A 25,146-nucleotide genomic window follows, 5' to 3' on the forward strand; every position below is an offset into this window, starting at 1 on the left:
TTTTTAGAGGATGAGGCTGAAGATGAAAAAAGCGTTATTAGTTACTACTGTAAGCGGATTTGTGCCGCAGTTTGAGATGAATAATGTCAGACTGCTACAACAGATGGGATATGAGATACATTATGCTTCAAATTATCATACACCGTCTTATGGAAAGGATAATAGTCGCCTGGATGGTACTGGGATTGTAAGACATCAGATAGATTTTGTGCGGAGTCCTTATAGTTTGAAAAATTGGAAGGCATATAAGCAACTAAAAATTCTAATGGAAAAAGAGCACTTCCAATTAGTGCACTGCCACACCCCTATGGGAGGGGTGATGGCAAGGCTGGCCGCTCATGCTACAGGGACTGTACCACTTTTTTATACGGCTCATGGATTTCATTTTTATAAAGGTGCACCATTAGTTAATTGGCTATTTTATTATCCGGTAGAAAAGTGGTTGTCACGCTATACAGATCAGCTAATGTGTATAAATAAAGAGGACTATAAACGGGCCAGTAAATTTCATGCCCGTTATGTGGATTATATTCCTGGAGTGGGAATTGATCTGAAAAAAATTAGATACGTATCTGAGACGGATATTGACAAGAAAAAGGCGGAGTTGGGAATTCCTACGGATAAAAAGATTGTTTTGTCAGCGGGTGAATTAATTAAGCGGAAAAATCATGAAAGCGTGATACGAGCAATCGCACGAATTCAAGATGAATCTCTGTTGTATGTAATCTGTGGACAGGGGGAACTGGCTAAGCACCTTGCAGATGTGGTTAAAAAAATGATGCTGGAAGATCGTGTGCTTTTTACAGGGTACCGCTCAGATATTTTTGAAATTTATCAGATCGCTGATTTGTATATATTCCCTTCTTTTCAGGAGGGTTTGCCTATGGCGCTACTTGAAGCTATGGCTAATAGACTGCCCGTTATATGTTCTGATATACGCGGAAGCAGGGACTTGATGGATGAGGACACTCCGGATGATGTGAAAGCTAGATGGAGGATTTGTGATGGCGGCATAATGGTAGATAAGGCAGATGATATTGAGGCGTATGCAGAAGCAATTGAATATTTTTTAAAAGATACAGAAGAATTGAAAGTTTGTGGAAAACGGAATGCATTGAAGGCAGAAAAATTTTCAAGAGAATGCGTTGAAAGTCGTATGAAGGATATCTATAAGAGATCCAATACTGATTGATGATAGTAATAGACCATTTTGATTCAATGATTTATATTGTTATTCAATACTGTGAATTTTTTATTGCATAGCAATTGACTAGAGCATACTCAAAAAATCTATAATACAAAACTTATTCATTAGATGATTCAGTTTAGAAAAGTTAACAAGTCAGTAGATTTCAGGAATCTTCATACAATTTTCATCAGGGAAGATAGATACAAAAAGATTAATCATATTTAAAGAGGTAAAAGTTTGTTAATAATAATAGTTACTTTATTTATGAGTTATTTAATATATGGATATGTTAAACCTAATATAACTTGTTCTAACCGGATTATGAAAATATATTTTGTTATCTCTATAATAATGGCACTGGGTCTACTAGAGATATTTATTAAAATTTTAAACTTTTCGGATGTAACTAGTTTTTTATGGTGTATATATATACCAGTTTCATTAAGTTTATTTTATATAATATTAAATACCATCTGTATACGAGGAAAAAGAACCTTAAATATAATACTTTGGTTAAAATATCTATTTTGTTTATTATTTTTGATATTATGTCTTAATGCATACTATTATGGTTATATTTGTGTATTAAATCAAGATACAGCTTCTGGAGATTTTACATCGTTAATAATTGGAAACCATAATATTTTAACTGTTTTATATGGTTTTATGATAGGTGGCTTTTTTTGGTTATTTGGTGAAAAAATTTTCTGCCATATAAAAACATTTTCTTTTTATTTATATATTACAATATTAATCCTTACACCATTTTTAATGTTTTTTATTTTAGAAATTTCTTGCAATCCCCAAATAGGAAATATGAACCTCTTTAGAGTTTTACTAAACATTTTTATTATGATGTTCTTTGAAATAATAATTTTAAACTTCTTTAATAATAGAGCTTATGGATTATATGTTTTATATTCATGTGTATTAATAATTGGAGTAGCGAACCACTTTGTAGTATTGTTTCGTAATAATCCTATAATGCCTGTTGATATTTTATCAATTAAAACAGCACTATCTGTATCCAATCATTATCAATATTATCTAACAAATGGAATTACTTTATCGGTTGTTATTTTTTTACTATTAATAGGTTTAATATCATCGTTTAACAGATTAGATATTACAAATAAAATAACTAGTAAAAAAGAAGTTATTTCTCGTAAGTTTCTTTCAGTGATGGTGTTGATTTTCGGCATATTCTGGATTCATAATTCAAACTTTGAAAATGCTTATTCTATCAATATAAATTTTTGGTGGCCTGCAGCAACTTACGAAAGTGATGGCTTTGCTGCTTCGTTTATCACATTTTTACAAAAGTTGAAAGTACAGAAGCCTGATGAATATTCAAGTGAATTAGCAGAAAATATTTTAATAAATACTTCGGAAGACAGGAAACCAGCAGTTTCGTCTACTAATCAAGATCCAACAATTATTGTTGTTATGAATGAATCTTTTAGCGACTTAAGTGCACTAGGGCCTTTGGAGTGTGCTGATAGATATTTGAAAAATTTTAATTCACTTAGACATGATACGAATACTATTGAGCATGGATTAAATTATGTGTCCACCAGGGGTGGTGGAACATCTACTACGGAATTTGAGTTTCTTACTGGTAATTCAATGTCAAATTTGCCTGGAAGTAACCCATATGCTCAATTTAACTTCACTCATATTCCCAATATTATAAAAGTTGCTAAAGCAAAGGGATATAAGACAATTGCGATGCATCCTGAAGATCCTAACAATTGGCGTAGAAGCAACATATATGCTGATATGGGGTTCGATGAATTTTTGTCACTTAAGGATTTCGAAGGATATGAAACTACAGTTTGGAATAGAATAAGTGATTTAGGTGACTATAAAAAGTTAATTGATGTTTATGAAAGCCAAGAGCAGCCGGCTTTGATTTTTAATGTTACAATGCAAAATCATGGAGGTTATGATATTGATGCAATAAAAGAAGATAATAGAGTTTATATTGATGATAATTATAGTCAATACCTAGATGTGCAAGCATATGAATCATTAATTTATGAGTCAGATAATGCTTTAGGTTATTTAATGAATTATTTTAACAAAGTAGATAAACCTGTTATTATTTGCTTTTTTGGAGATCATCAGCCAGTGCTTGACAATGAGTTTGAAAGTGAACTCGTTTCAAATAAAAAAGAATATAATAATTCGGATTTATCTGTAGAAGAAAGATATTATGCTGTTCCATATTTTATTTGGAGCAATTATAAAATTGATAATACGATAGCTAGGAATAACACTGATGGGAAAAATATTACAAGTACAAATTATTTGGGCTATCAGGTACAATATTATGCAGGATTTGAATTGTCTAATTATGGAAACTTTTTGTTGTCTCTAAAAGAGCAGATTCCTGTAATTAACTTTATAGGATATTTGGGAACCGATAATCAGTGGTACTCTTTGACTGATGATTCAGGGTTTCTAACTCAACTAAATAACTATCAAATAATCCAGTATTATGCAATGTTTGATAAAAGGAAAAATATAAAATGCTTTGAGGAAAAGGAACCATAATGCTAATATTACAAATGATTTTACTTATTACTCCTGGAATAATTGCAACTTATATTTATAAATATAAGAAAAAGTGTGATCTAACTCTTAAAAGTTGGTTATATAATGTCATAAAGTTTGCCTTTATTATATTTTGGATTTTAAATGTATATCAATACTTGAGAGGTTTTGGGGATTTTGTCTGGACCAGCTTTTCAACTCAGTTTATTCTGAGGTATATACTGATCACGTTATCATTAGCAATTATTCTACCGCATATTAATCTGTTTTTATCAAGGTACTCCGATACCCCATTGTAGTTCTATTGTATTTCAAAAGGGGTGACTTCTATCAAAAATAGATAACGGTTATAATAACACCGTTATAACAACTGTAAATAAAATCCGAGGCATATGCTCGGATTTTTATTATTTTATAGGCTACCTATGATGTCGTATATTTATATTGGCAAATGATAGTGTCAAGATTGATTGTAGATAACGTATAATTAATTTCGCATATCAATTAAATAAAATGGACATGTTCCATAGCCACTTGGTAAAATAAAGTTACCACACCAAATCTCACAAAGGAGGCTATGAAACATGTCTGATAATATTATACAGCTAAGATAGTGTCAAGATTTTTTCGCAAATTGTATTTCAACCGTCTGGTAGCCGGTAGTTAGCCGGCTATGATATCAGACTCGTTTTGGAGATCCATTTCTTTTAGATGCTCCATATTCATGTAGCGCTTTGTACCCCATTGAGTCCCTGCTACGTGTCGTAGTCTGGCACATACAAGCATTAAAGCACTTTGCCCATCTTGAAAAGCACCAATTGCCCGGGTTCTACGTTTGATTTTCCGATTAAGTCTTTCGATGGTATTGTTGGTGCGGATTCTAGTCCAGTGCTGGCTAGGAAAATCCATGTATGTAAGGGTTTCCTCGATTCCGTCTTCGACCTTTTTAGCTGCTGAAGCTAATTTCATCTCGCGAAGTTTATCAGATACTTGTTTTGCCTTTTCCTTTGCAGATGCCTTGCACTCTTGAGCATGAATAGCCTTTAGAAGCATAGAGACTTCTTTCATCTTATTACGAGGAGTGGCCGAAAATATATTCCGATAGAAGTGAACCGTACATCTTTGATACTTTGCATCCGGAAATACTTCTGGAATGGATTCGAGCATCCCAAGGCATTTATCACCAATAATTAGGCGCACTCCAGCCAGGCCGCGTTCTTTTAACCATACAAAGAATGTCCTCCAGCTTTCACGATCTTCTTTCATACCTTCTGCTGCACCAATGATTTCACGGCATCCTTCTTCATTGACACCAATAGCAACAAGGATAGAGACATTTTGAACTTCACCACCCCAGCTGCGCTTTAAGTAAACACCGTCAACATAAACATATGGATAAGAACCGCTAAGTTTGCGGCTTCTCCACGTTTCTATGTGTTCATAAGCTTTTTTATTAAGATTACTTATTGTTCCAGGTGAAACTTTAGTTCCCCATAATGCCTCGGTGATATCTTCAACACGGCGAACAGAAACACCCGCGAGATACATTTCAATGAGAGCCTCTTCTACGGAGCATTCTCTGCGGCGATAGCGTTCAATAATATCAGTTTCGAACGGAACACCCTTTAGCTTTGGCATCTTTAATTTGACCTCGCCAGCTGTGGTTTGAAAGTTCCTGCTGTAATGGCCGGAACGATATCCCTTGCGTTCACCGGAACGTTCGTATTTTTCAGCATTAACAAGTTCTTCTGCTTCATGATCTAGCAAGGCATTGAGGGTTTCCTCAACGCTGTTGCGTACTAAATCTTTCAATTCATTATGGATAAGTTCCTGATTTAATTGTATAATGTTATCAGACATGTTCTATAGCCTCCTTTGGGAGTATTTCGTGTGGTAACTTAATTTTACCAAACGGCTATAGACCATGTCTATTTTTATGAAATTGAATTTGCGAAATTAATTATACGTCATCACAGCTAAATGAGGAATTAATCAAAACAGAATTAAAAGATTTAGTTCGTTCCAGTGTGGAGGAAACTCTCAATACTCTGCTTGATAAAGAAGCAGATGAATTGGTCAACGCCGAAAAATCGAGCCTTCGAGGGAATGAAAGAGGACCGGGAAAGTTGGAAAAACCTCCTAATTGAACTAAAAAGCAGAGGTCTTAAAGGTGTCCGCTTAATTGTTGGGGACAAATACCTTGGAATGCTGGAATTATTTCCACATGTGTTTCCATATACTAAATATCAGCGATGCACCGTACATTTCTATCGAAATATTTTTTCCGTTACCTCACGAAGCCGAATAAAATATATAGCTAAATGTAAAAGCAATCCATTCCCAGGAAAGTAAGGAAGCAGCACCCAAAAAGTGGTAAAAGAACTTCGAACAATCGTCTACGCCATGTGGCAGGGACCTGGGGGGGCTAAACTATATATGAATATGAAACATCTTGATCAAATGCAATCTGCTGAAGAAGTAGATCACATAGCAAGTTACCGGAATGCTACCAAACGGTTATGGAACATGTCCATTTTATTTAATTGAATTTGCGAAATTAATTATACATATCAGAAATAATATCATTGAAGAGCATTTATACTCTCAAATCCACCCACTCCATACGGAGGGTGAATCCCTGCGGTCTATAGTAAAGCAATTAGGCAATCCTAGATTGATCGTGAAAAAAATGCGAAGAAAGTTACATACAATTACTATATACAAAAAACCTCTTGCAATTTACCTCTACATAGAGTAATATATAACTACATAGAGATAATATAGGAGAAGCAATGGCAAAGACAGAGTTAAAAATCCTAATAGGCCTCCATCGGGCCGTAAACTACATTGACCGCCAATCAACCAAGATTTTTTCTGAGTACAACCTAACCATGGGCCAATTTGCCGTATTAGAGGCACTATACCACAAAGGCGACATGACCATAGGCCAAGTACAGGAAAAGATCCTAAGTTCCAGCGGAACCATTCCTCTTATTATAAATAACCTTGAGAAAAGAGGGTATCTTATAAGGAAAGCCGACAGAAAGGATAAGAGGCGATGCATTCTCCATATCACAGCTCAGGGACAGGAGTTGATTGGCCAGGTTTACCCAAGAAATGAAGCCAGGATTATTGAGTTAATGGCTCATTGGACTGATGAAGAAAAAGAACAATTGGCAATGTTATTAAAAAAGTATGGAGATGAGATTAATGGAGAGAAAGATTAAAAGACAGGTTAGAGGCTTTAGAACCCAAGACGGTGCCGGTGTAAACCTGGTCAGGGTATTAGGACATGAAACAATGGAAGAATACGATCCCATTTTGATGCTGGATTCCTTTGACAGCACAAATCCCGATGAATACACAGCTGGATTCCCCATGCACCCGCATAGGGGCATTGAAACAATCAGTTATGTATACCGCGGGCAGATGGTTCATAGGGACAGTTTAGGAAATGAAGATTCTATTTCCGACGGAGAAGTCCAGTGGATGACAGCAGGTTCCGGAATCCTGCATGAAGAGAAACTACCTGCATCAGAACGAATGCTTGGAGTACAGCTGTGGCTGAATTTACCATCTAAGGATAAGATGACCGCTCCTTCCTACCACAGCATAAAAAATGACGAGATTGAAGAGATTAATCTTGAAAATGGAAAGCTGAGACTACTTGCCGGGCAATACAAGTCCAGTAACGGATACATGGGCAGATATCTTCCTCTGGATTACTACGATATCCATCTTGATCCAAACGCTTCCATTTCCATAGATACGGATCCAAACCGCTCGGTTATGATCTTTACCCTGTCCGGAGAGGTTTCTGTCGGAGGTGAACTGGTGAGTGAGAAGACAGCAGCAAAGCTTACCTCTGGAGACAAGGTCGAGTTAAAAAGTACTGAAAAGAATGCCCAGGTGTTATTTATTAGCTCAGAGCCTTTAGGAGAGCCTATCGCCTGGGGAGGACCCATTGTAATGAATACGAAAGAGGAATTGCAAAAAGCTTTTACAGAACTGGATCAGGGAACGTTCTTACAACAGAAAATGTCATATGATAACTAATAAAATATTATAATTAGATCAGGAGGAATTAAAATGGGCATTATTGAATCATTAGAAAAGAGAAGAAGCTATTACAGCATTAATAAAGAACTTCCCGTTGATACCGGCGAAGTCATTAAACAGATTGAAAAATTAACCGAACTGGTACCTGATGCTTTTAACATGAAAAGCTCCCGCGTTGTTGTGGCGTTAGGAGAAAAGCAGGAGTTATTATGGGACGCTATCTATGACGCTTTCGGTGGTCAGGTCCCAAGAGAAAAAATTGACAGCTTTAAAGCTGGGGCGGGAACAATTCTTTATTACTACGATCAGGAGGTCGTAAAAGGATTACAGGGACAATTTCCACTGTATGCGGACAATTTTCCAGCCTGGGCGATGCAGTCCAGTGCAATGCTTCAAATAAGCATCTGGAGCGGGCTGCGGGAATTAGGGATCGGTGCTTCCTTACAGCACTATAATCCGGTTATAGACCAGAAGGTCCGCGAACTGTTTGATTTGCCGGAAAGCTATCTGCTGATTGCCCAAATGCCTTTTGGTGGTATTGTAAAGGAACCTGAAGCAAAAGAGAAGGAAGATATATCAAAACGAGTTCGGATTGAAAAATAATTTAATTATATTCTATTTCTAATTTGGAAAAGCAAGCGTACTGTTTGATTAAACGCTTGCTTTTTTATGATAATTTCTTAGTGATCTTCAAAAGCATCTTACAGATTACAAAATACTCTCCAAACCAATAAACCTCTATTAAAGCACAGGTGCCCTGGATATCAGAAAAATGAGATGAATTGTTGCATATAGTCGTTAAAAGGTTATCAAATGTGACCAATTTTTCACGAATTTTATCGACAATCTCTTACAGCACATATTGTACCCTGATTTATTAGTATAAATAGATGTTGTATTTTTACCTCTTTTTAGAAAAAAATATGGCTAAATTATTATAGAATGACAAAAAAATGTCGAATATTGCGATTTGTTTCGCTTTTCAAACAATCGAAAACGGCTTATAGTGATTACAAGAAAAGCATAAAAAGGAGGGTTTTCTATATGACAGACGCTGAGAAGCTAAGGATTATAGAGATTGAGAATGAAAGGCTTATGGAAGAGAATGAAAAACTCCATAAAGTGATTAAAAGGTTAAATCAGACGCTTAACAGATTGATAGGTCGTTACATATGCGCTGACGAGGTTGCCTGATTAGGGATAGCCGGGGAGTGCGGGGGCACTCCCGGGAGTATCCCAATCAGGGATCGATCCCGGTTTTGGAAGTGTCCTCGTTACCGGGATCTAATCCTTTGGTCTTGCGCATCAGTTCCCATATTGTTTGGTGCATCCATTCAATAGTTTTATTCAGCTTTTCATTTTCTATTTCTAATTCAGTAATGCGATCCCCCATACGGGCAATAATCTCCCGGTTGTTATTGACCTTGTGTGGCGCCAGCAGGCGTCGGACATAGGGAGAGGATGTGGCAATAATATGGGTGGAAAGCAATTCGTCCCTTGCTTCGCAGGAGAGATCCATAAAATCTTGATAACTGATGGATAAGGTTATCATATCCTCCCTGCACTTGGGGCAAACTGCGTTCCGCTGAAGCTGATAATATCCATAGTAGCCGCATTTGGGACAATAGTACACGGACAGTTCTCTCATCGGTCTCCTCCTTTTTTTACCATAAAAACAATCTACCTCTATAATATATAACGTAAAATAATTTTAATTATAACGCGAAAAGGTACAAATTATATAAAAAATTGTAAGTTTATAGAAGGTATACAAAAACCCCCGGATAATTGGTGCAGAATGCATAAAAGAGGTCCACACGCGGAAAACGTGCGGACCTCTTTATATTTGAACGGATGAATCTTTTGTAATATGTTTTTACTTTACTGGATAATGCCGTTTACATCGACAACCCATACTTTGTCATTGGAATCCTTATAATCCTTAAATCCTGCTCCAAGTTCTGGCTTTGTAGCTGACTTGGAAGAGGAAGTTGCTTTTTGGAGGGAACCGCTGGCATTTACCAGATACTGATTGCCTTCAAAGGAAATAGGAGCAACCTTTAAGTCGGCATCAGCTTCTTTTCTTAAGCCATATTCATACAGGACGTTATCACGGACACCGTGAACTCCCTGTCCTTTGTTAGTACCTTCTGTCTGGAAGAACCATACCTGATCCTCATCCAGATCTTCATTGTAAACTGTCTGCTTACCGGTAGTCATAGCACCGTCAGTTCCAAAGTAGAAATTGGCGATTCCGCCGTCTTCTAAGTTGATAACTTTCAGTCCGGTCTGCATTTCTCCATTAGTATTGAATGCATATTTTTTGGAATCAATGGTAAATAATTCAAGACCTTTTGCTGCGCAGGTAGGAGCACCGTTCTTGAAATAGAAATTATAGGTCTCTCCCTCTTCGCTGAGTCCTTCAATACCTTCGATTACCTTCCAACCGTTAACCCGTGCACCATTCTCTGGATCATAGTACTGGTATCCAGCTGCTGTAGTAGCATCTGCGGTTGCTTCGGATTCGGTTGCAGTTACAGGAAGCTTATACCAGCCTGTCTGCATGATTCCGCTTACAAAGGTATAATAGTTTCCATCGATCTTTTTGTCGACCTGGTTTTCTACCATACGGCCGCTCTTATCAAAATAGTACCAAGATTGGGTTTCATCAAGATCATCGGAATCATTTTCAAGCTGGATCCAGCCTGTTTTCATAACGCCGTCATTCTCTTGTCCTAAATAATAAATACTTCCTTCAATCTCAATCTTTCCGGTCTGCATTTCACCCTGGTCATTGAAGTAGTACAAATTATCGTTGATTTTCTGCCACTTGGAAACAACTTCCTTACCGTTTTTTCCATAGTAGTGCCATAAAAACTCAGGGGCATCAGCTGAATCCCAGAAGTTTTCATTGGTCATGGAAATCCATTTGTCAGAAACCCTTTTCCCGCTTTCATCTACGTAATATTCATCGATTTGTGAATTAATGGCGACATTGCCGTCCTCGTTTAAGTAGTACCAGTCTTCGCCGCGCTTTTTCCAGGAATCGGTTACGTAGCTGTCATTATCTTCATAAAATTTCCAGCTTCCGTTTTCCTCAACCCAGCCGAGTACTTTAGCATAGGCGGTGGCTGCTGTGCTGATTAAGCCCAGCTCTGGAGCTGCGACGGTTAAAACACCGGCAGCGGATAATACAGCCATCAATTTTAAATGCTTTTTCATAAATATGTTCTCTCCTTTTTTGCAATAAGTTTTATCGTGGCCGAAAATCCATAGTTGCATTACCCTGCGATTATACCGTATTCCGGAGTCCATTTGATAGTGTGGTTTGATGGCAGATATGGAAGGAGATAACATAAAAAGAAAAAAGAAGATAAAACCAAGGGGTCAGGAGCAACCTAAAAGAAAATAAAGTAAGAAAACTTTAAATAGGAAAAAGGGGGGGTGTGTGGTATAATCTACACGAAAGCAATGAGCAGTGCGAATTAGAGCAAGGAAAAATTTTCGTCGTGCTAGCACGTAAGAAAATTTTTCCATGTTCTAATTCATAGGGCGAATGCCCGTGAGCCTGTGAAGCCGCAGGGTTCACAGGCTGCACTGCGGACTAGAAGCTACGTGCATACACTTTGCAAGCAAGAATCTGAGCTTCAGGCAAGAGTGTGGGCTTCAAGCAAGAGACTGGGCTTCAGGCAAGAGTCTGGCTCCATCTGAGCTTCAAGCAAGAGTCTGCCTCTAAGCAAGAGTGTGGGCTTCAAGCAAGAGTGTGGGCTTCAGGCAAGAATCTGGGCTCCAAGCAAGAATCAGGGCTCCAGGCAAAAATCTGGGCTCCGAGCAAGAGTCCTCGCTGCAATCCACAACCCACACATCAATCTACAACACAAGCAACACAAGCAACACAAGCAACACAAGCAACACAAGCAACACCCCACACTGCAGACAAAAGTTCTGCACAACGAAAATAAACATCTCAAAAAGAGGAGAGAAGATCCATGAGAATGAAAGTATCCAATTATATCTCCCAGAAGTTGGTTGATTCCGGGATTACACAGGTGTTTACGGTTACAGGCGGAGGAGCTATGCATTTAAACGACGCCCTGGGGCATCAGGAGGGAATGCACTGCTTATATAACCATCATGAGCAGGCATGTGCCATAGCGGCCGAATCCTATGCCAGAATCAAGGACCGAATTGCTGCTGTCTGCGTAACCACAGGCCCTGGGGGCACCAATGCCATTACCGGAGTGCTAGGAGGTTTTCTGGATTCTATTCCCATGTTAATTTTATCCGGTCAGGTGCGCTATGACACAACGGCCAGATGGTCAGGAGTCGGAATCAGAGCCATGGGAGATCAGGAATTTGATATAACAAAAGCCATTGACTGTATGACAAAATACAGTGAGATGGTGATTGATCCCATGAGGATCCGCTACACTTTAGAAAAAGCCATTTATCTTGCCCTATCCGGCCGGCCCGGACCCACCTGGCTGGACATCCCCTTAAATGTCCAGGGTGCCTATATAGAAACAGAAGAGCTAATCGGCTTTTCCCCAGAAAATTACGAGAATGGCGGAGATGGCTGGTCCGCTGAAACTAACGCAAAAATAAAACAGGATGACCCCGGCTGCGGAGAAAATCGTCAGATCCTTCCGGAAAAGGTGACAGAAGATGTTGCCAGGGCCATTTTAGAAAAAATAAAATCATCTTCCCGTCCGGTAATCAATGCAGGCAACGGAATCCGCATCGGTCAGGCCCATGAAGTATTCAAGCGGGTCGTGGACAAGCTGGGAATCCCTGTAGTGACCGGCTGGAACAGCCAGGACTGCATAGAAGATGAGCATCCACTTTACACAGGGCGAGGCGGCGGAATGGGAGACCGTGCAGGGAACTTTGCCATTCAAAACAGCGATTTAGTCCTTTCTCTTGGAAGCCGCTTAAGCATCCGGCAGGTGGGGTACAATTATACTACATGGGCCAGAGAAGCCTATGTGATTGTCAATGATATCGACCCTGAGGAATTGAAGAAACCATCCATTCACGCCGATATGAAGATCCAAGCCAATGTAAAGGATCTGCTTACAGCCTTAGAGGAACTACTGGATTCAGAATACAAAACTTCCAGTAATCACCCACTCTTTTCCGGTGGAAAAGGCCTTGACGATATGACCTGGAATGAGACCTGCCGGATGTGGAAGGAAAAATATCCGGTCGTGCTTCCAAAGCACTACAGAAGCGGAGAAGATGAGGAAGTCAATGTTTATGCATTTATAAAGGAACTAAGTACCCGAGTCCCAGAGAACAGGGTCACTGTGGTGGGCAATGGATCTGCCTGCGTTGTGGGTGGACATGCATATATCATTAAGAAGGGGCAGCGTTTCATATCCAACTCAGCAGTTGCTTCCATGGGCTATGATCTTCCGGCTGCCATTGGAGCAAGCGTTGCTGAACGGGGAGAGGACGTCATTCTGGTTACAGGTGACGGAAGCATCCAGATGAACTTACAGGAGCTTCAGACCATCATCCATCACCATATGCCTGTTAAAATATTTCTTATTAATAACGGAGGCTACCATTCCATCCGCCAGACCCAGAAGAATTTCTTCGGAGAACCATTAGTGGGAATCGGAGTAGACAGCCGGGATTTGAGCTTCCCTGATATGGAAAAACTTTCAGCAGCCTATGGCTATCCTTATGTCCGTGCATGCCATAACAGCCAGCTGAAACATGCAATTGAAACGGCGCTGGCCATGAAGGGACCAGTCATCTGTGAGGTATTTGTAAGCCAGGACCAGAACTTTGAACCAAAGTCCTCGGCGAAACGCCTGCCGGATGGAACCCTTATTTCACCGCCGTTAGAGGATTTGTCTCCATTCCTTTCCGATGAAGAGATGGACCGGAATATGATCATCCCGAGGATCAGGGAATAGCAGGGGGAGGAAAAGCGTTGAACGTTGTTGTAACAGGGGCCACCAGTTTTCTTGGGAGAGCATTGGTTGACCAGCTTTTAACAGAGAAAAACCAGGTATTTGCCGTAATCCGTCCCGGTTCAAAGAATATGGGAAGCCTTGCGGCTGAGCGGGAGGGTCTTGTGCGGATCGAAGGTCACTTAGAAGAGCTTCATGAGATCAATCAGGTAATTCACGAGCCATGCCAGGCATTTTATCACTTTGGCTGGGATGGCTCCGGAAGTGAAAACCGTATGAAGCGAGAAGTCCAGCATAAGAACGTGGAAGATTCCTTAAAGGCTCTGGAAGGAGCCAGACGCCTTGGCTGCAAACGCTTTCTTTTCAGCGGTTCCCAGGCGGAATACGGAATTCATAAAGATACGATGACAGAGGAGATGCCGTGTACGCCTGTCTCCGAATATGGCAGAGCCAAGCTGGAATTTTTAAACAGGGCATTGGAATTGACAGAGAAATGGAAAAAGACAGGTGTTTCAGAGATGGAATACATCCATACCAGGATATTCAGCGTGTACGGCCCAGGAGATCATCCCTGGTCCCTGGTGGAAAGCTGCCTTAAGGCATTTCGCAGAGGAGAGTATATTTCCCTGGGGGAATGTACGCAAATATGGAACTATTTATATCTTGATGACTGCATCCGGGCGCTGATACTTTTGATGAAACAGGAGAAAGAATCAGCTTCCGGAACTTATAATGTAGCAGGACCGGAAGGGGAAAACAGGCCTTTAAGAGAATACATACGAACCATGTATGAGGTTTTAGGATTCCATGGAAGCTACAGCTTCGGAAGAAGATCGCCTAATGCAGAAGGACTCGCAAACCTTATTCCTGATATAAAAAAGCTGGAAAAAGCAACGGGCTGGCAGCCTCTTGTGGACTTTCCAGAGGGGATCCGGCGGACGATCCGCTAAATTCATTCGATTACAAAATATTGACATGGAGGAATTTTTGTGGTATGAGAGATAGGATTTGTATTGTATGCGGCAGACCTCTTGGGGAAACGCCTTTGATGACCCTTGCGGATATGCCGGCTTCGGCTCAGGATATTCCGGTCAGGGAAGAACTGGGAGAGGAGCAGGGAATCACCCTCTCTCTTCATCAGTGCCAGACATGCGGTCTGGTACAGTTTGATTGTGAACCTGTGGCATACTACAAGGACGTGATCCGCTCCGGCGGCTTTACCACCACCATGGTAAACTTAAGAAAACGCCAGTACCGGCATTTTATTGATAGATATCATCTGGAAGGTAAAAAGCTCATCGAGGCAGGCTGCGGCCAGGGGGAATTTCTTGGACTGCTGTCAGACTTTCCTGTAAAGGCTTATGGAATCGAAAACAGGGAAAGTCTTGTCCGCCTTGCTAAGGAAAAGGGTCTTACGGTCTGGAAACAGTTTGCAGCAGAAGGGGAAGTCCTTGCAGCTGATGACGGCAGCGCAAGTGGCCCATTTGACGGATTTTTATCCTTTAATTTCCTGGAACATCAGCCAGACCCGGTGGGAATGCTCCGCTGCATAGCAGACAACCTGTCAGAGGAGGGCGTGGGCTTAATTACAGTACCAAGCCTTGAATATATCCTGCAGTATGACGGATATTATGAACTGATCCGGGACCATCTTGCCTATTATACCTTTGACACCCTGCGCTATGCAGTAGAAAAAGCCGGGTTCCAGGTATTAGAGGAGGAAATGATAAACCGGGATACCCTTTCTGTCATCGTGAAGAAAAGTCCGGCCGTACAGCCAGAGGATAGCAGAAAGCTTATGCCGGTAGACATATCCGGTCTTAAAGAAAGCCTGGATACCATTGGTAGCGAGCTGGAAGAACTGGTTGACGGTCTTAAGAGCCAGGGGAAAACCTTAGGTATATGGGGCGCCAGCCATCAGGGCTTTACACTGGCTTCGACAACGGTCATCGGCCGGTTTGCAAGATACATCATTGATTCCGCCCCATTTAAGCAGGGAAAGTACGCCCCTGCCTCCCATCTTCCCATTGTACCCCCGGATCATTTTCATATGGACCCGGTAGATGCCATTTTAATCGTGGCCCCTGGCTATACGGATGAGATCGCCGGAATCATACAGGAAAGATTTGGCGGGAATGTAGAGATATTGGCGTTAAAATCCAATCATTTGGAAAGGATATAAGAAAAACCTATGAAAGCTTTTGTTTTGATCGAACCTGGCAAGGTCGGCTGGTATGATGCGCCGGAACCTGTCGTAACTCCCTATGGGGCCATCCTCCGCCCGATCGCGGTGACCCCCTGTTCCTCCGATGTTCATACGGTATATGGCGGAGGTTCCAGAAAGGCTCCTAACCTGATCCTTGGGCATGAGTGTGTGGCGGAAATCCTGGAAACAGGAGAGCTGGTCTGCGACTTTAAGGCAGGAGATCTTGTAGCAGTACCTGCCATCACACCGGACTGGAGAGCCAGCGGAATTCAGGAAGGGAATTTTAAGCATGCGACCGCCCCATTTTCCGGACACCAGCTTGGTAGAACGGCTCCGGGAGTATTTGCAGAAAAATTTTTAATCCCTGATGCAGATACTACTTTGGCAAAGATTCCAGAGGGAATTACCCTAGAGCAGGCACTCATGTGCGTGGATGTTGTTACTACAGGCTTTACAGGTGCGGAATTTGCGGATATTAAAATCGGCGATACCGTAGTGGTCCTGGGAATCGGCCCCATTGGGCTTATGGCGATTGAAGGAGCGCGCCATCTGGGCGCTGCGAGAATCCTGGCAGTCGGCAGCAGGCCCATTTGTGTAAAGCTTGCCAGGGAGTTCGGAGCCACGGAGGTCTTAAGCTATAAAGATGGAAACGTGACGGAACAGATCATGGAACGGACAGGAGGTCTGGGAGCTGACGGTGTCATTATCTGCGGAGGCGGGGATGAGGTCTTTGCCCAGGCGGTAGATATGGCTAAATACGGGATCGGAACCATATCCAATGTGAATTACTATGGCGGAACCGGAAACCTTCCCTTCCCCAAGTTTTCAGGCGGACGTGGCATGGCGGGAAAGACGATCCACACAGAGCTTGCAAAGGGCGGCAGAGTGAGAATAGAACGCCTTTTAAAAATGGTCCAGTATGGAAGGATCAATCCCGAAAAGCTTGTGACTCACCATCTTAATGGCTTAGAGCAGGTGGAAACGGCTCTGCAGCTTATGAAAGAAAAGCCGGAAGACTTGATTAAAGTAATGGTTCGGATAGATTGGAAGTGAACATATGAAAACAATTAGCATCGTGGTGCCCTGCTACAATGAGGAAGAAAATATAAATGCCTTGTATCAGGCGATTGACCATATATTTAATACTGAATTGCCAAGATACACCTATGAACTGATTTTTATTGATAATGATTCTAAGGACCGGACCAGGGAGATTATCCGTGGCTTGTGCGTCCAGGAGAAAAGAGTAAAAGGGATTTTTAACGCCAAGAATTTCGGGCAGTTCAACTCCCCTTATTATGCCATGCTCCAGTCAACGGGGGACTGTACCATTCTTATGGCAGCGGATTTTCAGGATCCGGTGGAAATGATTCCAAAATATGTGAAGGAATGGGAAAAAGGCTATAAGATCGTCATTGGAATCAAGAAATCCAGCAAAGAGAATAAGATCATGTACTGGCTGAGAAGCTGTTACTATAAAACCATTAAAAAGCTTTCCGATGTAGAGCAGATCGAACACTTCACCGGCTTTGGCTTATACGATCAAAGATTTATAAAGGTTCTTAGGGAACTGGATGACCCAACGCCCTTTCTCCGTGGAATTGTGGCGGAGCTTGGCTTTCGGCGTAAGGAGATTCCATATGAGCAGCCGAAAAGGCGGGCAGGAAAGACCAGCAATAATTTTTACCGTCTGTATGATGCGGCCATGCTAAGTGTTACTTCCTATACAAAAGTAGGGCTTCGCCTTGCGACCATATTCGGTAGTATCTGCTCCTTTGCCAGCATGATGGTGGCACTTGTCTATCTTGTCATGAAACTGGTTTACTGGGACCGTTTTCCGGCAGGTATGGCACCTCTTTTGATCGGCATGTGTTTTCTTGGCTCCGTACAGATCTTTTTTATAGGACTTGTAGGAGAATATGTTCTGTCCATTAATGCCCGCGTTATGAAGCGGCCTCTTGTAATTGAAGAGGAGCGGATCAATTTTACGGAAAAAGAGGAATACAGTCCAGAAGAGGGGATACTTTTAATGACGGCATCCGTGGAGAATGGGGAACAGAGATGAAATATAAGATAGATGTAGCGAGAATCCGTGAAAATTCAATCGTTTTAAACGGATGGGTCATTGGAAAGAGCCTTGACTCAGAGGCGGCGTTTGAGGTTTTAGACGGGCAGGAAAAAAGTGTGGAATTTAAGTACGTTCCGGTACGAAGAGATGATGTGTGCCAGATCTACTTTAAGAAAACAGCCGACAGGGATTTAGGATTTGACATCCGCATTCCCTATATCCGGGAGAAAAACGAGGACAGGATCCTGGTGATCCGGTGCGACGGTAAAACTGCCAGAGTGAAGCTGAATGCCCAGATAATCGAAAGACAGAACAGCTCCGCCCATAAAAAAAGCACAAAGCTGAAAAGCATGATGAATGTGCAGACCCTTCGGTCCGCTGCAGATTTCTGGAGAGATAACGGCTTTAAGGCTTTTGTTTTAAAATCCAGGCATAAGCTTCAGGGAATTGACAGTGATTATGATTATCCGGAATGGTATGCCCTTACAAAAACCACGGATGAAGAGCTGGAAGCCCAGAGAAAGACTGTTTTTGACTATAGACCTAAGATGTCTGTAGTAATACCTGCTTATAAAACACCGGAGCGATATCTGGCGGCTATGCTGGATTCCCTGCTGGCTCAGACCTATGGGAACTGGGAAGTGTGCATTGCAGACGGAAGCCCAAAGGGAGAAGGTGTGGAACGGGTATTAAAGCGCTATGCCATAAAGGATGAACGGATCCGTTATGTGATCCTTGGCGAGAATAAAGGAATTGCGGGAAATACCAATGCTGCCATTGAAATGGCAACAGGAGATTTTATAGTCCTTGCAGACCATGACGATACCCTTGCGCCCGATGCGTTGTTTGAGTGTGTGAAAACGATTAATTCCCATCCGGAAATTGATGTGGTTTATACCGATGAAGATAAGCTGGACATTGACGGTGGAGAATTATTTGAACCGCATTTTAAACCGGATTTTAATCCGGATCTTTTAACAAGTGTCAATTATATCTGTCACCTGTTTGTGGTTAACCATGAGCTGCTGATGGAGGTGGGAGGCTTCCGGGAAGAATATGACGGGGCCCAGGATTATGATTTTATTTTCCGCTGCACAGAAAAGGCCAGAAAGATATCCCATATACCCAAGGCTTTGTATCACTGGCGCTGTCATCAGAATTCCACCGCAAGCAATCCGGAAAGCAAATTATATGCTTTTGAGGCAGGGGCAAGGGCTATTAAAGCACACTATGACCGGGTCGGTATAGAGACGCTTTCTGTTGAAAAAGGCATTGATTACGGAATCTATCATACTACGTTTAAGATCGCAGGAGATCCCCTGGTTTCTGTTATCATTCCAAGCAAGGATCACAGTACTGACCTGGATTTATGTATTCGTTCTGTCGTAGAGAAATCCACGTATCAAAATCTGGAATTTATTGTTGTGGAAAATAACAGCACGGACCCGGAAACCTTTGCGTATTATGAAAGGATCCAGAAAGAGTTCTCTTTTGTCCATGTGGTTACGTGGGAGCGGGAATTTAACTACTCCGCCATCAATAACTTCGGCGTTGCCCATGCAAAGGGCGAGTATCTCCTGTTCTTAAATAATGATACGGAAATGGTAAGTCCGGAAAGCATCCATGAGATGTTAGGCTTCTGCCAGAGAGAGGATGTCGGCGTTGTCGGGGTCAGGCTTCTTTATTCCGATGATACCATTCAGCATGCCGGTGTAGTGGTTGGCTTTGGCGGTATTGCAGGGCATACCTTTATCGGTCTTCATAAGGCGGAAAGCAGCTATTTCAATCAGGCAATGTGCGCCCGGAACTACAGTGCCGTAACAGCTGCCTGCATGATGAGCAAACGATCCGTGTTTGAAGAAGCGGGAGGATTTTCGGAGGACCTTGCCGTTGCCTTTAACGATATTGACTACTGCATGAAGATCCGGTCCTTGAATAAATTGGTGGTTTACGCTCCATATGCCCTGTTCTATCATTACGAATCAAAGTCAAGAGGGCTTGAGGATACGCCGGAGAAAGTGGCCCGCTTTCATGAGGAAATCAAAAAGTTTTCCCGGAAATGGCCGGATATATTAAGAAACGGGGATCCTTATTACAATCCCAATCTGACCCTGCGTAAATCCAATTTTGCCCTGCGGGACCTTCGAAAGGAAAGAATCGGGGAGCCCTATCAGCTTGAGGTGTGAGATGGAGAAGAAAGTAACGGTTATTATTCCTAATTATAACGGATTAAAATTTATGGAACCTTGTTTTAAGGCCCTGGAAGCTCAGAGTGATAAGAACTTTGAGCTTCTTGTGGTGGATAACGGTTCCACGGATGGAAGCGTGGAATGGCTGAAGGATAGAAATATTTCTTCTGTTTTTCTGGAGAAGAATACAGGCTTTTCCGGGGCCGTGAATGTGGGGATCCGTCATGCGAAAACTCCTTATGTCATTCTGTTAAACAATGATACGGAACCGGAACCTGATTACGTAAAGGAACTGGTGCTTGCCATGGACCGGTCGCCTAAGATATTTTCCGTCAGCAGCAGGATGATCCAGCTATACCACAAGGAGCTCATGGATGATGCAGGGGATATGTACAGCATATTAGGCTGGGCTTATCAAAGAGGCGTAGGACAAAGCATCAGAGGCTATCAAAAGCCCCGAACCGTTTTTGCTGCCTGTGCGGGAGCTGCCATCTACAGGCGGGACGTGTTTGAAGAGATCGGAGGCTTTGACGAAGCCCACTTTGCCTATCTGGAAGATATTGATGTGGGATACCGGGCAAAGATCTATGGATATGAAAATGTATACTGCCCCGCAGCTGTGGTTTATCATGTAGGCAGCGGAACCAGCGGTTCCAAGTATAATTCCTTTAAGGTCCGGCTGGCTGCCAGGAATAATGTTTATTTAAATTATAAGAATATGCCGGTTCTGCAGCTTTTGGTGAATTTGCTTCCCATTTTAGCCGGCACCTTTGTAAAGTATCTGTTTTTTAAGAAGATCGGTTTTGCTTCCGATTATATGGAAGGGTTAAGCGAAGGGCTAAGGACAGCAAAGAATACCAGAAAGGTACCGTTCCGGATGTCCCATCTTGGCAACTATTTTCGGATAGAAGGAGAGCTGATCTTTGGCACGTTCCTCTATATTTGGGAATTTTTACGAAGAAAGTTAAAAATTTTCAGGTCATATTAAGAATATTTTAATGGCATCATATTGACATATCATGTATAATATACGGGAATTATGGTGGAGAAATATGGTGCAATGCACGAATGGAAGGTTTTGCTGCTATGATTAAGGATAATCAAAAAAAATTAAATGGGTTTCATGTAGTACTGGATGGACTGGTCATTGTAATATCCTATGTATTAGCCTGGCTGCTTCTTTTACTGGGAAACCGGTTGTTCAGCCCTTATAAACAGGTTTTAAGGCCACAGTACTATTTTGCGGCGCTTCTTATCATATTGCCGACCTATCTGCTGCTTTACGGCCTCTTCCATTTATATGCCCCAAAGAGAGTTCAGGAGAGACGGTATGAGTTTGCTAATATCTGTAAGGCCAATCTCCTGGGAGTTCTGCTTTTTGCTCTGATCCTGTTCCTGGCTAAGAAGAATCCTTATTTAAGTGAGTTCTCTACCAGGCTGGTATTTTATTTTTGTGCTATTAACATAACCCTGGAGGCGGCCGTTCGGAATATGCTCCGTTCGATGCTCCGCTCCATGCGCTCCAAGGGTTACAATCAAAAGCACATCCTTTTGATTGGTTACAGCCGTGCGGCGGAAGGCTTCATTGACAGGGTTCGGGTGAATCCTGAATGGGGCTATCAGGTCAAGGGGATCCTTGACGATACAAAGGAATGGGGAACCGGATACAAGGGAATCAATGTCATCGGCAAGGTTCGTGATTTAGATGAGATTCTTGCGTTAAATTCTCTTGATGAAATCGCCATCACCTTAAGCATTAAAGAATATGCGAATTTAGAAGGAATCGTAGCTTCCTGCGAAAAATCAGGTGTCCATACCAAATTTATACCGGACTATAACAACATGATACCTACAAGGCCCTTTATCGAGGACTTACAAGGCCTGCCGGTAGTCAACATCCGCCGGGTACCCCTTACGGATACGGTAAATGCCCTGGTGAAGCGGATGGTTGACATTTTAGGAGCCTCCGTTGCTCTGGTTTTATTTTCTCCTGTCATGCTCATCACGGCAGTTCTTATTAAGCTGACCGCGCCGGGACCGCTTATTTACAAACAGGAGAGAGTGGGTCTTCATAACAGGTCGTTTCCTATGTATAAATTCCGTTCCATGGTGGTGCAGACTGCCACAGAGGAAAAAACTAAATGGACGACACCTCATGATTCCCGCGTAACGCCTGTAGGGCGTTTTATCAGGAAAACAAGCATTGATGAAATGCCCCAGTTTATCAATGTCCTTCGTGGAGACATGAGTCTGGTGGGGCCAAGGCCGGAAAGGCCTCTCTTTGTTGAGAAGTTTAAAGAGGAGATCCCCCGCTATATGATCAAGCATCAGGTCCGTCCCGGCATCACCGGCTGGGCTCAGGTGAACGGTTACCGGGGCGACACATCCATTACAAAAAGAATTGAACACGATTTGTATTACATCGAAAACTGGACCCTGGGATTTGATTTTAAGATTTTATTTCTTACCATATTCAAAGGGTTTATCAATAAAAATGCGTATTGATACTGGATACGACACGATTAGGATGAGGTTAAATAAATGAGAAATGAATTTGACGATGAAGTAGGCCGCGAGGATACTAGGAAAGGAAAGCGCGGTTTCAACTCAAAACCAGATCCGTCTGATGAAGATTACTACCTGGATGATGATTATGAAAATTATCAGGAACAGAATTACGGCAGGTCAAATCAGGAAGCAGACGGTTATGATTTACCCAAAAAGGCTAATAATGCGCCTGTAAGGAGAGGCGGGGCTGGGGAAAGAACCAGGAATTCTGACCGGTCCAGGCAATCCTCCGGTGACGGCCAGGCAGCCTTTCGAGGACAGTCCTCATCGGTCGCCGGTCCAGGTAAAAGTCAGGGAGCAGCGGGAAGCCGTGTTTCAGGAGACAGCCAAAGAGCAGCGGGAAACCGTGTTTCAGGAGACAGTCAAAGAGCAGCTGGAAACCGTGTTTCAGGAGACAGTCAAAGAGCAGCTGGAAACCGTGTTGCTTCAGGAGACAGCCCAAGAGCAGCTGGAAGCCGTGTTTCTTCAGGAGACAGCCAAAGAGCAGCAGTAAACCGTACTGCCGCAAGTATTAGCCAGGGAGCAGCGGTAAGCCGGACTGCTTCAGGAAATAGCCAGAGAACAGCAGGAGGCCGGGCTGTCTTAGAAAACGGCCAGGGAACTGCAGGAAGCCGGACTTCACCGGGAAATGGCCAGAGTTCATCAAGAGGCCAGATTGTCATAGGAGACGGCGGTACAAAGCAGCAGCAGAGAGTACCGGCGCAGGATAAAAGTGTGGCTGCCAGCCGATCGGCGGCTCAGGCTGGAAAAAAGAGAAAAATCAGACGTATCATTCTTATGGTGGTTCTTGAAGTCTTTACACTGGCAGGCATTTTCGCCTATGCTTATGTAGCCAGACTGATGGGATCCATCCAAAGACCAGATGATTTTAATAAAAACCAGGTAAGCAATGATATCTTATCTCCTATACAGAAACAGCATATGACCGGTTATCGTACCATAGCAATCTTTGGTCTTGACGGCCGTGATGGTAGTATCAATAAAGGAAGTAACTCTGATTTAATTATGATTTGCAATATTAACAGAGATACGGGTGAGATCAGGCTTGTATCCGTTTACCGTGATACATACATGAGTATTGGAGAAGGATATTCTTATAACAAGATAAATGCTGCCTATGCCAATGGGGGAGCCGCTCAGGCACTGGCTGCCCTCAATCGGGACCTGGATCTGGATATCACGGAGTTCGTTACCTTTAACTGGAAATCGGTAGCTGACGGAATTAATATGCTGGGCGGTGTAGACATTGAAATTACCAAACCAGAATTTCGTTATATCAATTCCTTTATCACGGAAACCGTTAAGGAAACAGGCGTGCCTTCGGTTCATTTAAAGTCAGCAGGAATGAATCACTTAGATGGTGTTCAGGCAGTTGCCTATGCCAGACTGAGAAAAATGGATACTGACTTTCAAAGAACAGAGCGTCAGCGCCTTGTTATTGAAAAAACCTTTGAAAAAGCAAAGAAGGCCGACCTTGGACTGCTTAACAGGATCTTGTTGATGGAGGTAGACCAGATAGGATCAAACCTAACCTTTAGTGACTTTACGGAGCTGCTTCTGGATATCGGCAAGTATCATATCGGCAAAACAGGTGGTTTTCCATTTACCCGCGGTGATATGACGGTAGGAAAAAGAGGAGACTGCGTAATCCCTCAGACCTTGGAATCCAATGTTACCGAACTTCATAAACTTCTTTTTGATAAGGAAGACTATGAGCCATCGGATATGGTTAAAAAAATAAGCGCTAAAATAGCCGCTGATACCGGCATGTATAAGCAAGGAAGCACCTCGAACAACAGCACGAAGGACAATGATTCAAAGAAGGCCACAGAAGCGACGAAACCGGAGAAAACCACTGCTGCAGAAGAATCTTCCCCACAGGAAGGTTCAACAGGAGCTACGGATGGAAGCGGAAAACCAGGAAAGCCTACGGATTCCTCAGAAAGCAGTACGGGTGAGACCAAGGAAACCAGGCCTGGGGAATCAAAGCCTTCAGAAACAACGACTGGATCAACGAAACCAGGGGAAACAAAGCCTTTGCCTTCAACCAGTGAACAGGAGACTACATCCCCTCATGGACCAGGACCAGGGAAGCCTTCGGAACCTAACGAGACAACGGCTCCGCAGACAACCTCAGCAGGACCGGGCGGATCTGGCGGACCGGGGGAAACAACTTCATCCCATCCTTCCAACCCGACGACTGGCGGGAATTCGGATGTTCCGATTGTGGTTCAGCCCCCAACCAATAATTGATTAGGTAAATAAAAGTTGAATACCCCGCAGACAGGGCCTTGGCGATTAAAAAGGCCGCTGATGCGGGGATTTTTTTCTTTTCACATATTCAATATAATTTTATCACAAAATGGTCACAATTCATTGATAGACTCTGA

General features: G+C 42.4%; 19 protein-coding genes. 16 read left to right on the forward strand and 3 right to left on the reverse strand.

Annotated features, from left to right (window positions below; translation table 11 throughout):
* Positions 1-22: 22 nt before the first annotated feature.
* Together H171_RS22585 and H171_RS22590 are read left to right on the forward strand one after the other, a co-directional pair.
* A complete protein-coding gene (locus H171_RS22585; protein WP_166433647.1) occupies positions 23-1,192 on the forward strand; it encodes a glycosyltransferase family 4 protein in 1,170 nt (389 codons plus the stop codon).
* 234 nt (positions 1,193-1,426) lie between these two features.
* The gene (locus H171_RS22590; protein WP_100307140.1) at positions 1,427-3,745 is read left to right on the forward strand and encodes an LTA synthase family protein; all 2,319 of its coding nucleotides are present in this window, start codon (positions 1,427-1,429) and stop codon (positions 3,743-3,745) included.
* Between the two features lie 663 nt (positions 3,746-4,408).
* Here H171_RS22590 and H171_RS22600 read toward each other — a convergent pair.
* On the reverse strand, positions 4,409-5,605 hold the full coding sequence (locus H171_RS22600) for an IS256 family transposase (protein ID WP_100307142.1): 1,197 nt from the start codon (positions 5,603-5,605) through the stop codon (positions 4,409-4,411).
* 246 nt (positions 5,606-5,851) lie between these two features.
* On the opposite strand from H171_RS22600, the gene H171_RS22605 reads away from it, so the two are divergent.
* From H171_RS22605 to H171_RS24375, 5 genes are all read left to right on the forward strand, one after another.
* Entirely contained in the window at positions 5,852-6,097 is a 246-nt protein-coding gene (locus H171_RS22605; RefSeq protein WP_408645671.1) for a transposase, read from the forward strand.
* Positions 6,098-6,537: 440 nt separating this feature from the next.
* Positions 6,538-6,972 carry a MarR family winged helix-turn-helix transcriptional regulator gene (locus tag H171_RS22610; RefSeq protein WP_100307143.1) on the forward strand — a complete coding sequence of 145 codons (435 nt, stop codon included), beginning with the start codon at positions 6,538-6,540 and terminating at the stop codon, positions 6,970-6,972.
* Positions 6,956-7,801, forward strand: coding sequence for a pirin family protein (locus H171_RS22615; RefSeq protein ID WP_100307144.1), 846 nt, complete (start codon positions 6,956-6,958; stop codon positions 7,799-7,801). The genes H171_RS22610 and H171_RS22615 overlap by 17 nt, the downstream gene beginning before the upstream one ends.
* A 33-nt stretch (positions 7,802-7,834) precedes the next feature.
* Positions 7,835-8,407 (forward strand): nitroreductase family protein, encoded by a 573-nt coding sequence (locus H171_RS22620; protein WP_100307145.1) that lies wholly within the window; start codon positions 7,835-7,837, stop codon positions 8,405-8,407.
* Between the two features lie 441 nt (positions 8,408-8,848).
* Positions 8,849-8,998: a hypothetical protein gene (locus H171_RS24375; protein ID WP_166433203.1), complete on the forward strand. Its 150-nt coding sequence runs from the start codon at positions 8,849-8,851 to the stop codon at positions 8,996-8,998.
* Between the two features lie 46 nt (positions 8,999-9,044).
* On the opposite strand, the gene H171_RS22625 is transcribed toward H171_RS24375, so the two are convergent.
* Both H171_RS22625 and H171_RS22630 read right to left on the reverse strand, forming a co-directional pair.
* On the reverse strand, positions 9,045-9,452 hold the full coding sequence (locus H171_RS22625) for a hypothetical protein (protein ID WP_054790255.1): 408 nt from the start codon (positions 9,450-9,452) through the stop codon (positions 9,045-9,047).
* Between the two features lie 233 nt (positions 9,453-9,685).
* Positions 9,686-11,026 (reverse strand): N-acetylmuramoyl-L-alanine amidase family protein, encoded by a 1,341-nt coding sequence (locus H171_RS22630; protein WP_100307146.1) that lies wholly within the window; start codon positions 11,024-11,026, stop codon positions 9,686-9,688.
* Between the two features lie 767 nt (positions 11,027-11,793).
* On the opposite strand from H171_RS22630, the gene H171_RS22640 reads away from it, so the two are divergent.
* The 9 genes from H171_RS22640 (at position 11,794) to H171_RS22680 (ending at position 25,009) form a co-directional block, all read left to right on the forward strand.
* Positions 11,794-13,728, forward strand: coding sequence for a thiamine pyrophosphate-binding protein (locus H171_RS22640; RefSeq protein ID WP_100307148.1), 1,935 nt, complete (start codon positions 11,794-11,796; stop codon positions 13,726-13,728).
* A 17-nt stretch (positions 13,729-13,745) separates the two neighbouring features.
* A complete protein-coding gene (locus H171_RS22645) occupies positions 13,746-14,675 on the forward strand; it encodes an NAD-dependent epimerase/dehydratase family protein (protein ID WP_100307149.1) in 930 nt (309 codons plus the stop codon).
* 44 nt (positions 14,676-14,719) lie between these two features.
* A complete protein-coding gene (locus H171_RS22650; protein WP_100307150.1) occupies positions 14,720-15,907 on the forward strand; it encodes a class I SAM-dependent methyltransferase in 1,188 nt (395 codons plus the stop codon).
* A 9-nt stretch (positions 15,908-15,916) separates the two neighbouring features.
* On the forward strand, positions 15,917-16,984 hold the full coding sequence (locus H171_RS22655; protein WP_100307151.1) for a zinc-binding dehydrogenase: 1,068 nt from the start codon (positions 15,917-15,919) through the stop codon (positions 16,982-16,984).
* A gap of 4 nt (positions 16,985-16,988) precedes the next feature.
* Positions 16,989-17,996: a glycosyltransferase family 2 protein gene (locus H171_RS22660; RefSeq protein WP_100307152.1), complete on the forward strand. Its 1,008-nt coding sequence runs from the start codon at positions 16,989-16,991 to the stop codon at positions 17,994-17,996.
* Positions 17,993-20,185: a glycosyltransferase family 2 protein gene (locus tag H171_RS22665; protein ID WP_100307153.1), complete on the forward strand. Its 2,193-nt coding sequence runs from the start codon at positions 17,993-17,995 to the stop codon at positions 20,183-20,185. The genes H171_RS22660 and H171_RS22665 overlap by 4 nt, the downstream gene beginning before the upstream one ends.
* Before the next feature lies 1 nt (position 20,186).
* Positions 20,187-21,176 carry a glycosyltransferase family 2 protein gene (locus tag H171_RS22670; RefSeq protein WP_100307154.1) on the forward strand — a complete coding sequence of 330 codons (990 nt, stop codon included), beginning with the start codon at positions 20,187-20,189 and terminating at the stop codon, positions 21,174-21,176.
* Positions 21,177-21,274: 98 nt separating this feature from the next.
* Entirely contained in the window at positions 21,275-22,693 is a 1,419-nt protein-coding gene (locus H171_RS22675) for an undecaprenyl-phosphate glucose phosphotransferase (RefSeq protein WP_100307630.1), read from the forward strand.
* Between the two features lie 36 nt (positions 22,694-22,729).
* Entirely contained in the window at positions 22,730-25,009 is a 2,280-nt protein-coding gene (locus H171_RS22680; RefSeq protein ID WP_100307155.1) for an LCP family protein, read from the forward strand.
* The last annotated feature ends 137 nt before the right edge of the window (positions 25,010-25,146 follow it).

The sequence above is a fragment of the [Clostridium] celerecrescens 18A genome (assembly GCF_002797975.1).
GTDB lineage: Bacteria > Bacillota > Clostridia > Lachnospirales > Lachnospiraceae > Lacrimispora > Lacrimispora celerecrescens.

Bases quoted from the DNA above. Each gene is read 5' to 3' on its own strand.
- H171_RS22585 (WP_166433647.1), top strand. From the start codon at position 23: ATGAAAAAAGCGTTATTAGTTACTACTGTAAGCGGATTTGTGCCGCAG.
- H171_RS22600 (WP_100307142.1), bottom strand. From the start codon at position 5,605: ATGTCTGATAACATTATACAATTAAATCAGGAACTTATCCATAATGAA.
- H171_RS22605 (WP_408645671.1), top strand. From the start codon at position 5,852: ATGAAAGAGGACCGGGAAAGTTGGAAAAACCTCCTAATTGAACTAAAA.
- H171_RS22610 (WP_100307143.1), top strand. From the start codon at position 6,538: ATGGCAAAGACAGAGTTAAAAATCCTAATAGGCCTCCATCGGGCCGTA.
- H171_RS22615 (WP_100307144.1), top strand. From the start codon at position 6,956: ATGGAGAGAAAGATTAAAAGACAGGTTAGAGGCTTTAGAACCCAAGAC.
- H171_RS22620 (WP_100307145.1), top strand. From the start codon at position 7,835: ATGGGCATTATTGAATCATTAGAAAAGAGAAGAAGCTATTACAGCATT.
- H171_RS24375 (WP_166433203.1), top strand. From the start codon at position 8,849: ATGACAGACGCTGAGAAGCTAAGGATTATAGAGATTGAGAATGAAAGG.
- H171_RS22625 (WP_054790255.1), bottom strand. From the start codon at position 9,452: ATGAGAGAACTGTCCGTGTACTATTGTCCCAAATGCGGCTACTATGGA.
- H171_RS22630 (WP_100307146.1), bottom strand. From the start codon at position 11,026: ATGAAAAAGCATTTAAAATTGATGGCTGTATTATCCGCTGCCGGTGTT.
- H171_RS22640 (WP_100307148.1), top strand. From the start codon at position 11,794: ATGAGAATGAAAGTATCCAATTATATCTCCCAGAAGTTGGTTGATTCC.
- H171_RS22650 (WP_100307150.1), top strand. From the start codon at position 14,720: ATGAGAGATAGGATTTGTATTGTATGCGGCAGACCTCTTGGGGAAACG.
- H171_RS22655 (WP_100307151.1), top strand. From the start codon at position 15,917: ATGAAAGCTTTTGTTTTGATCGAACCTGGCAAGGTCGGCTGGTATGAT.
- H171_RS22660 (WP_100307152.1), top strand. From the start codon at position 16,989: ATGAAAACAATTAGCATCGTGGTGCCCTGCTACAATGAGGAAGAAAAT.
- H171_RS22665 (WP_100307153.1), top strand. From the start codon at position 17,993: ATGAAATATAAGATAGATGTAGCGAGAATCCGTGAAAATTCAATCGTT.
- H171_RS22670 (WP_100307154.1), top strand. From the start codon at position 20,187: ATGGAGAAGAAAGTAACGGTTATTATTCCTAATTATAACGGATTAAAA.
- H171_RS22675 (WP_100307630.1), top strand. From the start codon at position 21,275: ATGATTAAGGATAATCAAAAAAAATTAAATGGGTTTCATGTAGTACTG.
- H171_RS22680 (WP_100307155.1), top strand. From the start codon at position 22,730: ATGAGAAATGAATTTGACGATGAAGTAGGCCGCGAGGATACTAGGAAA.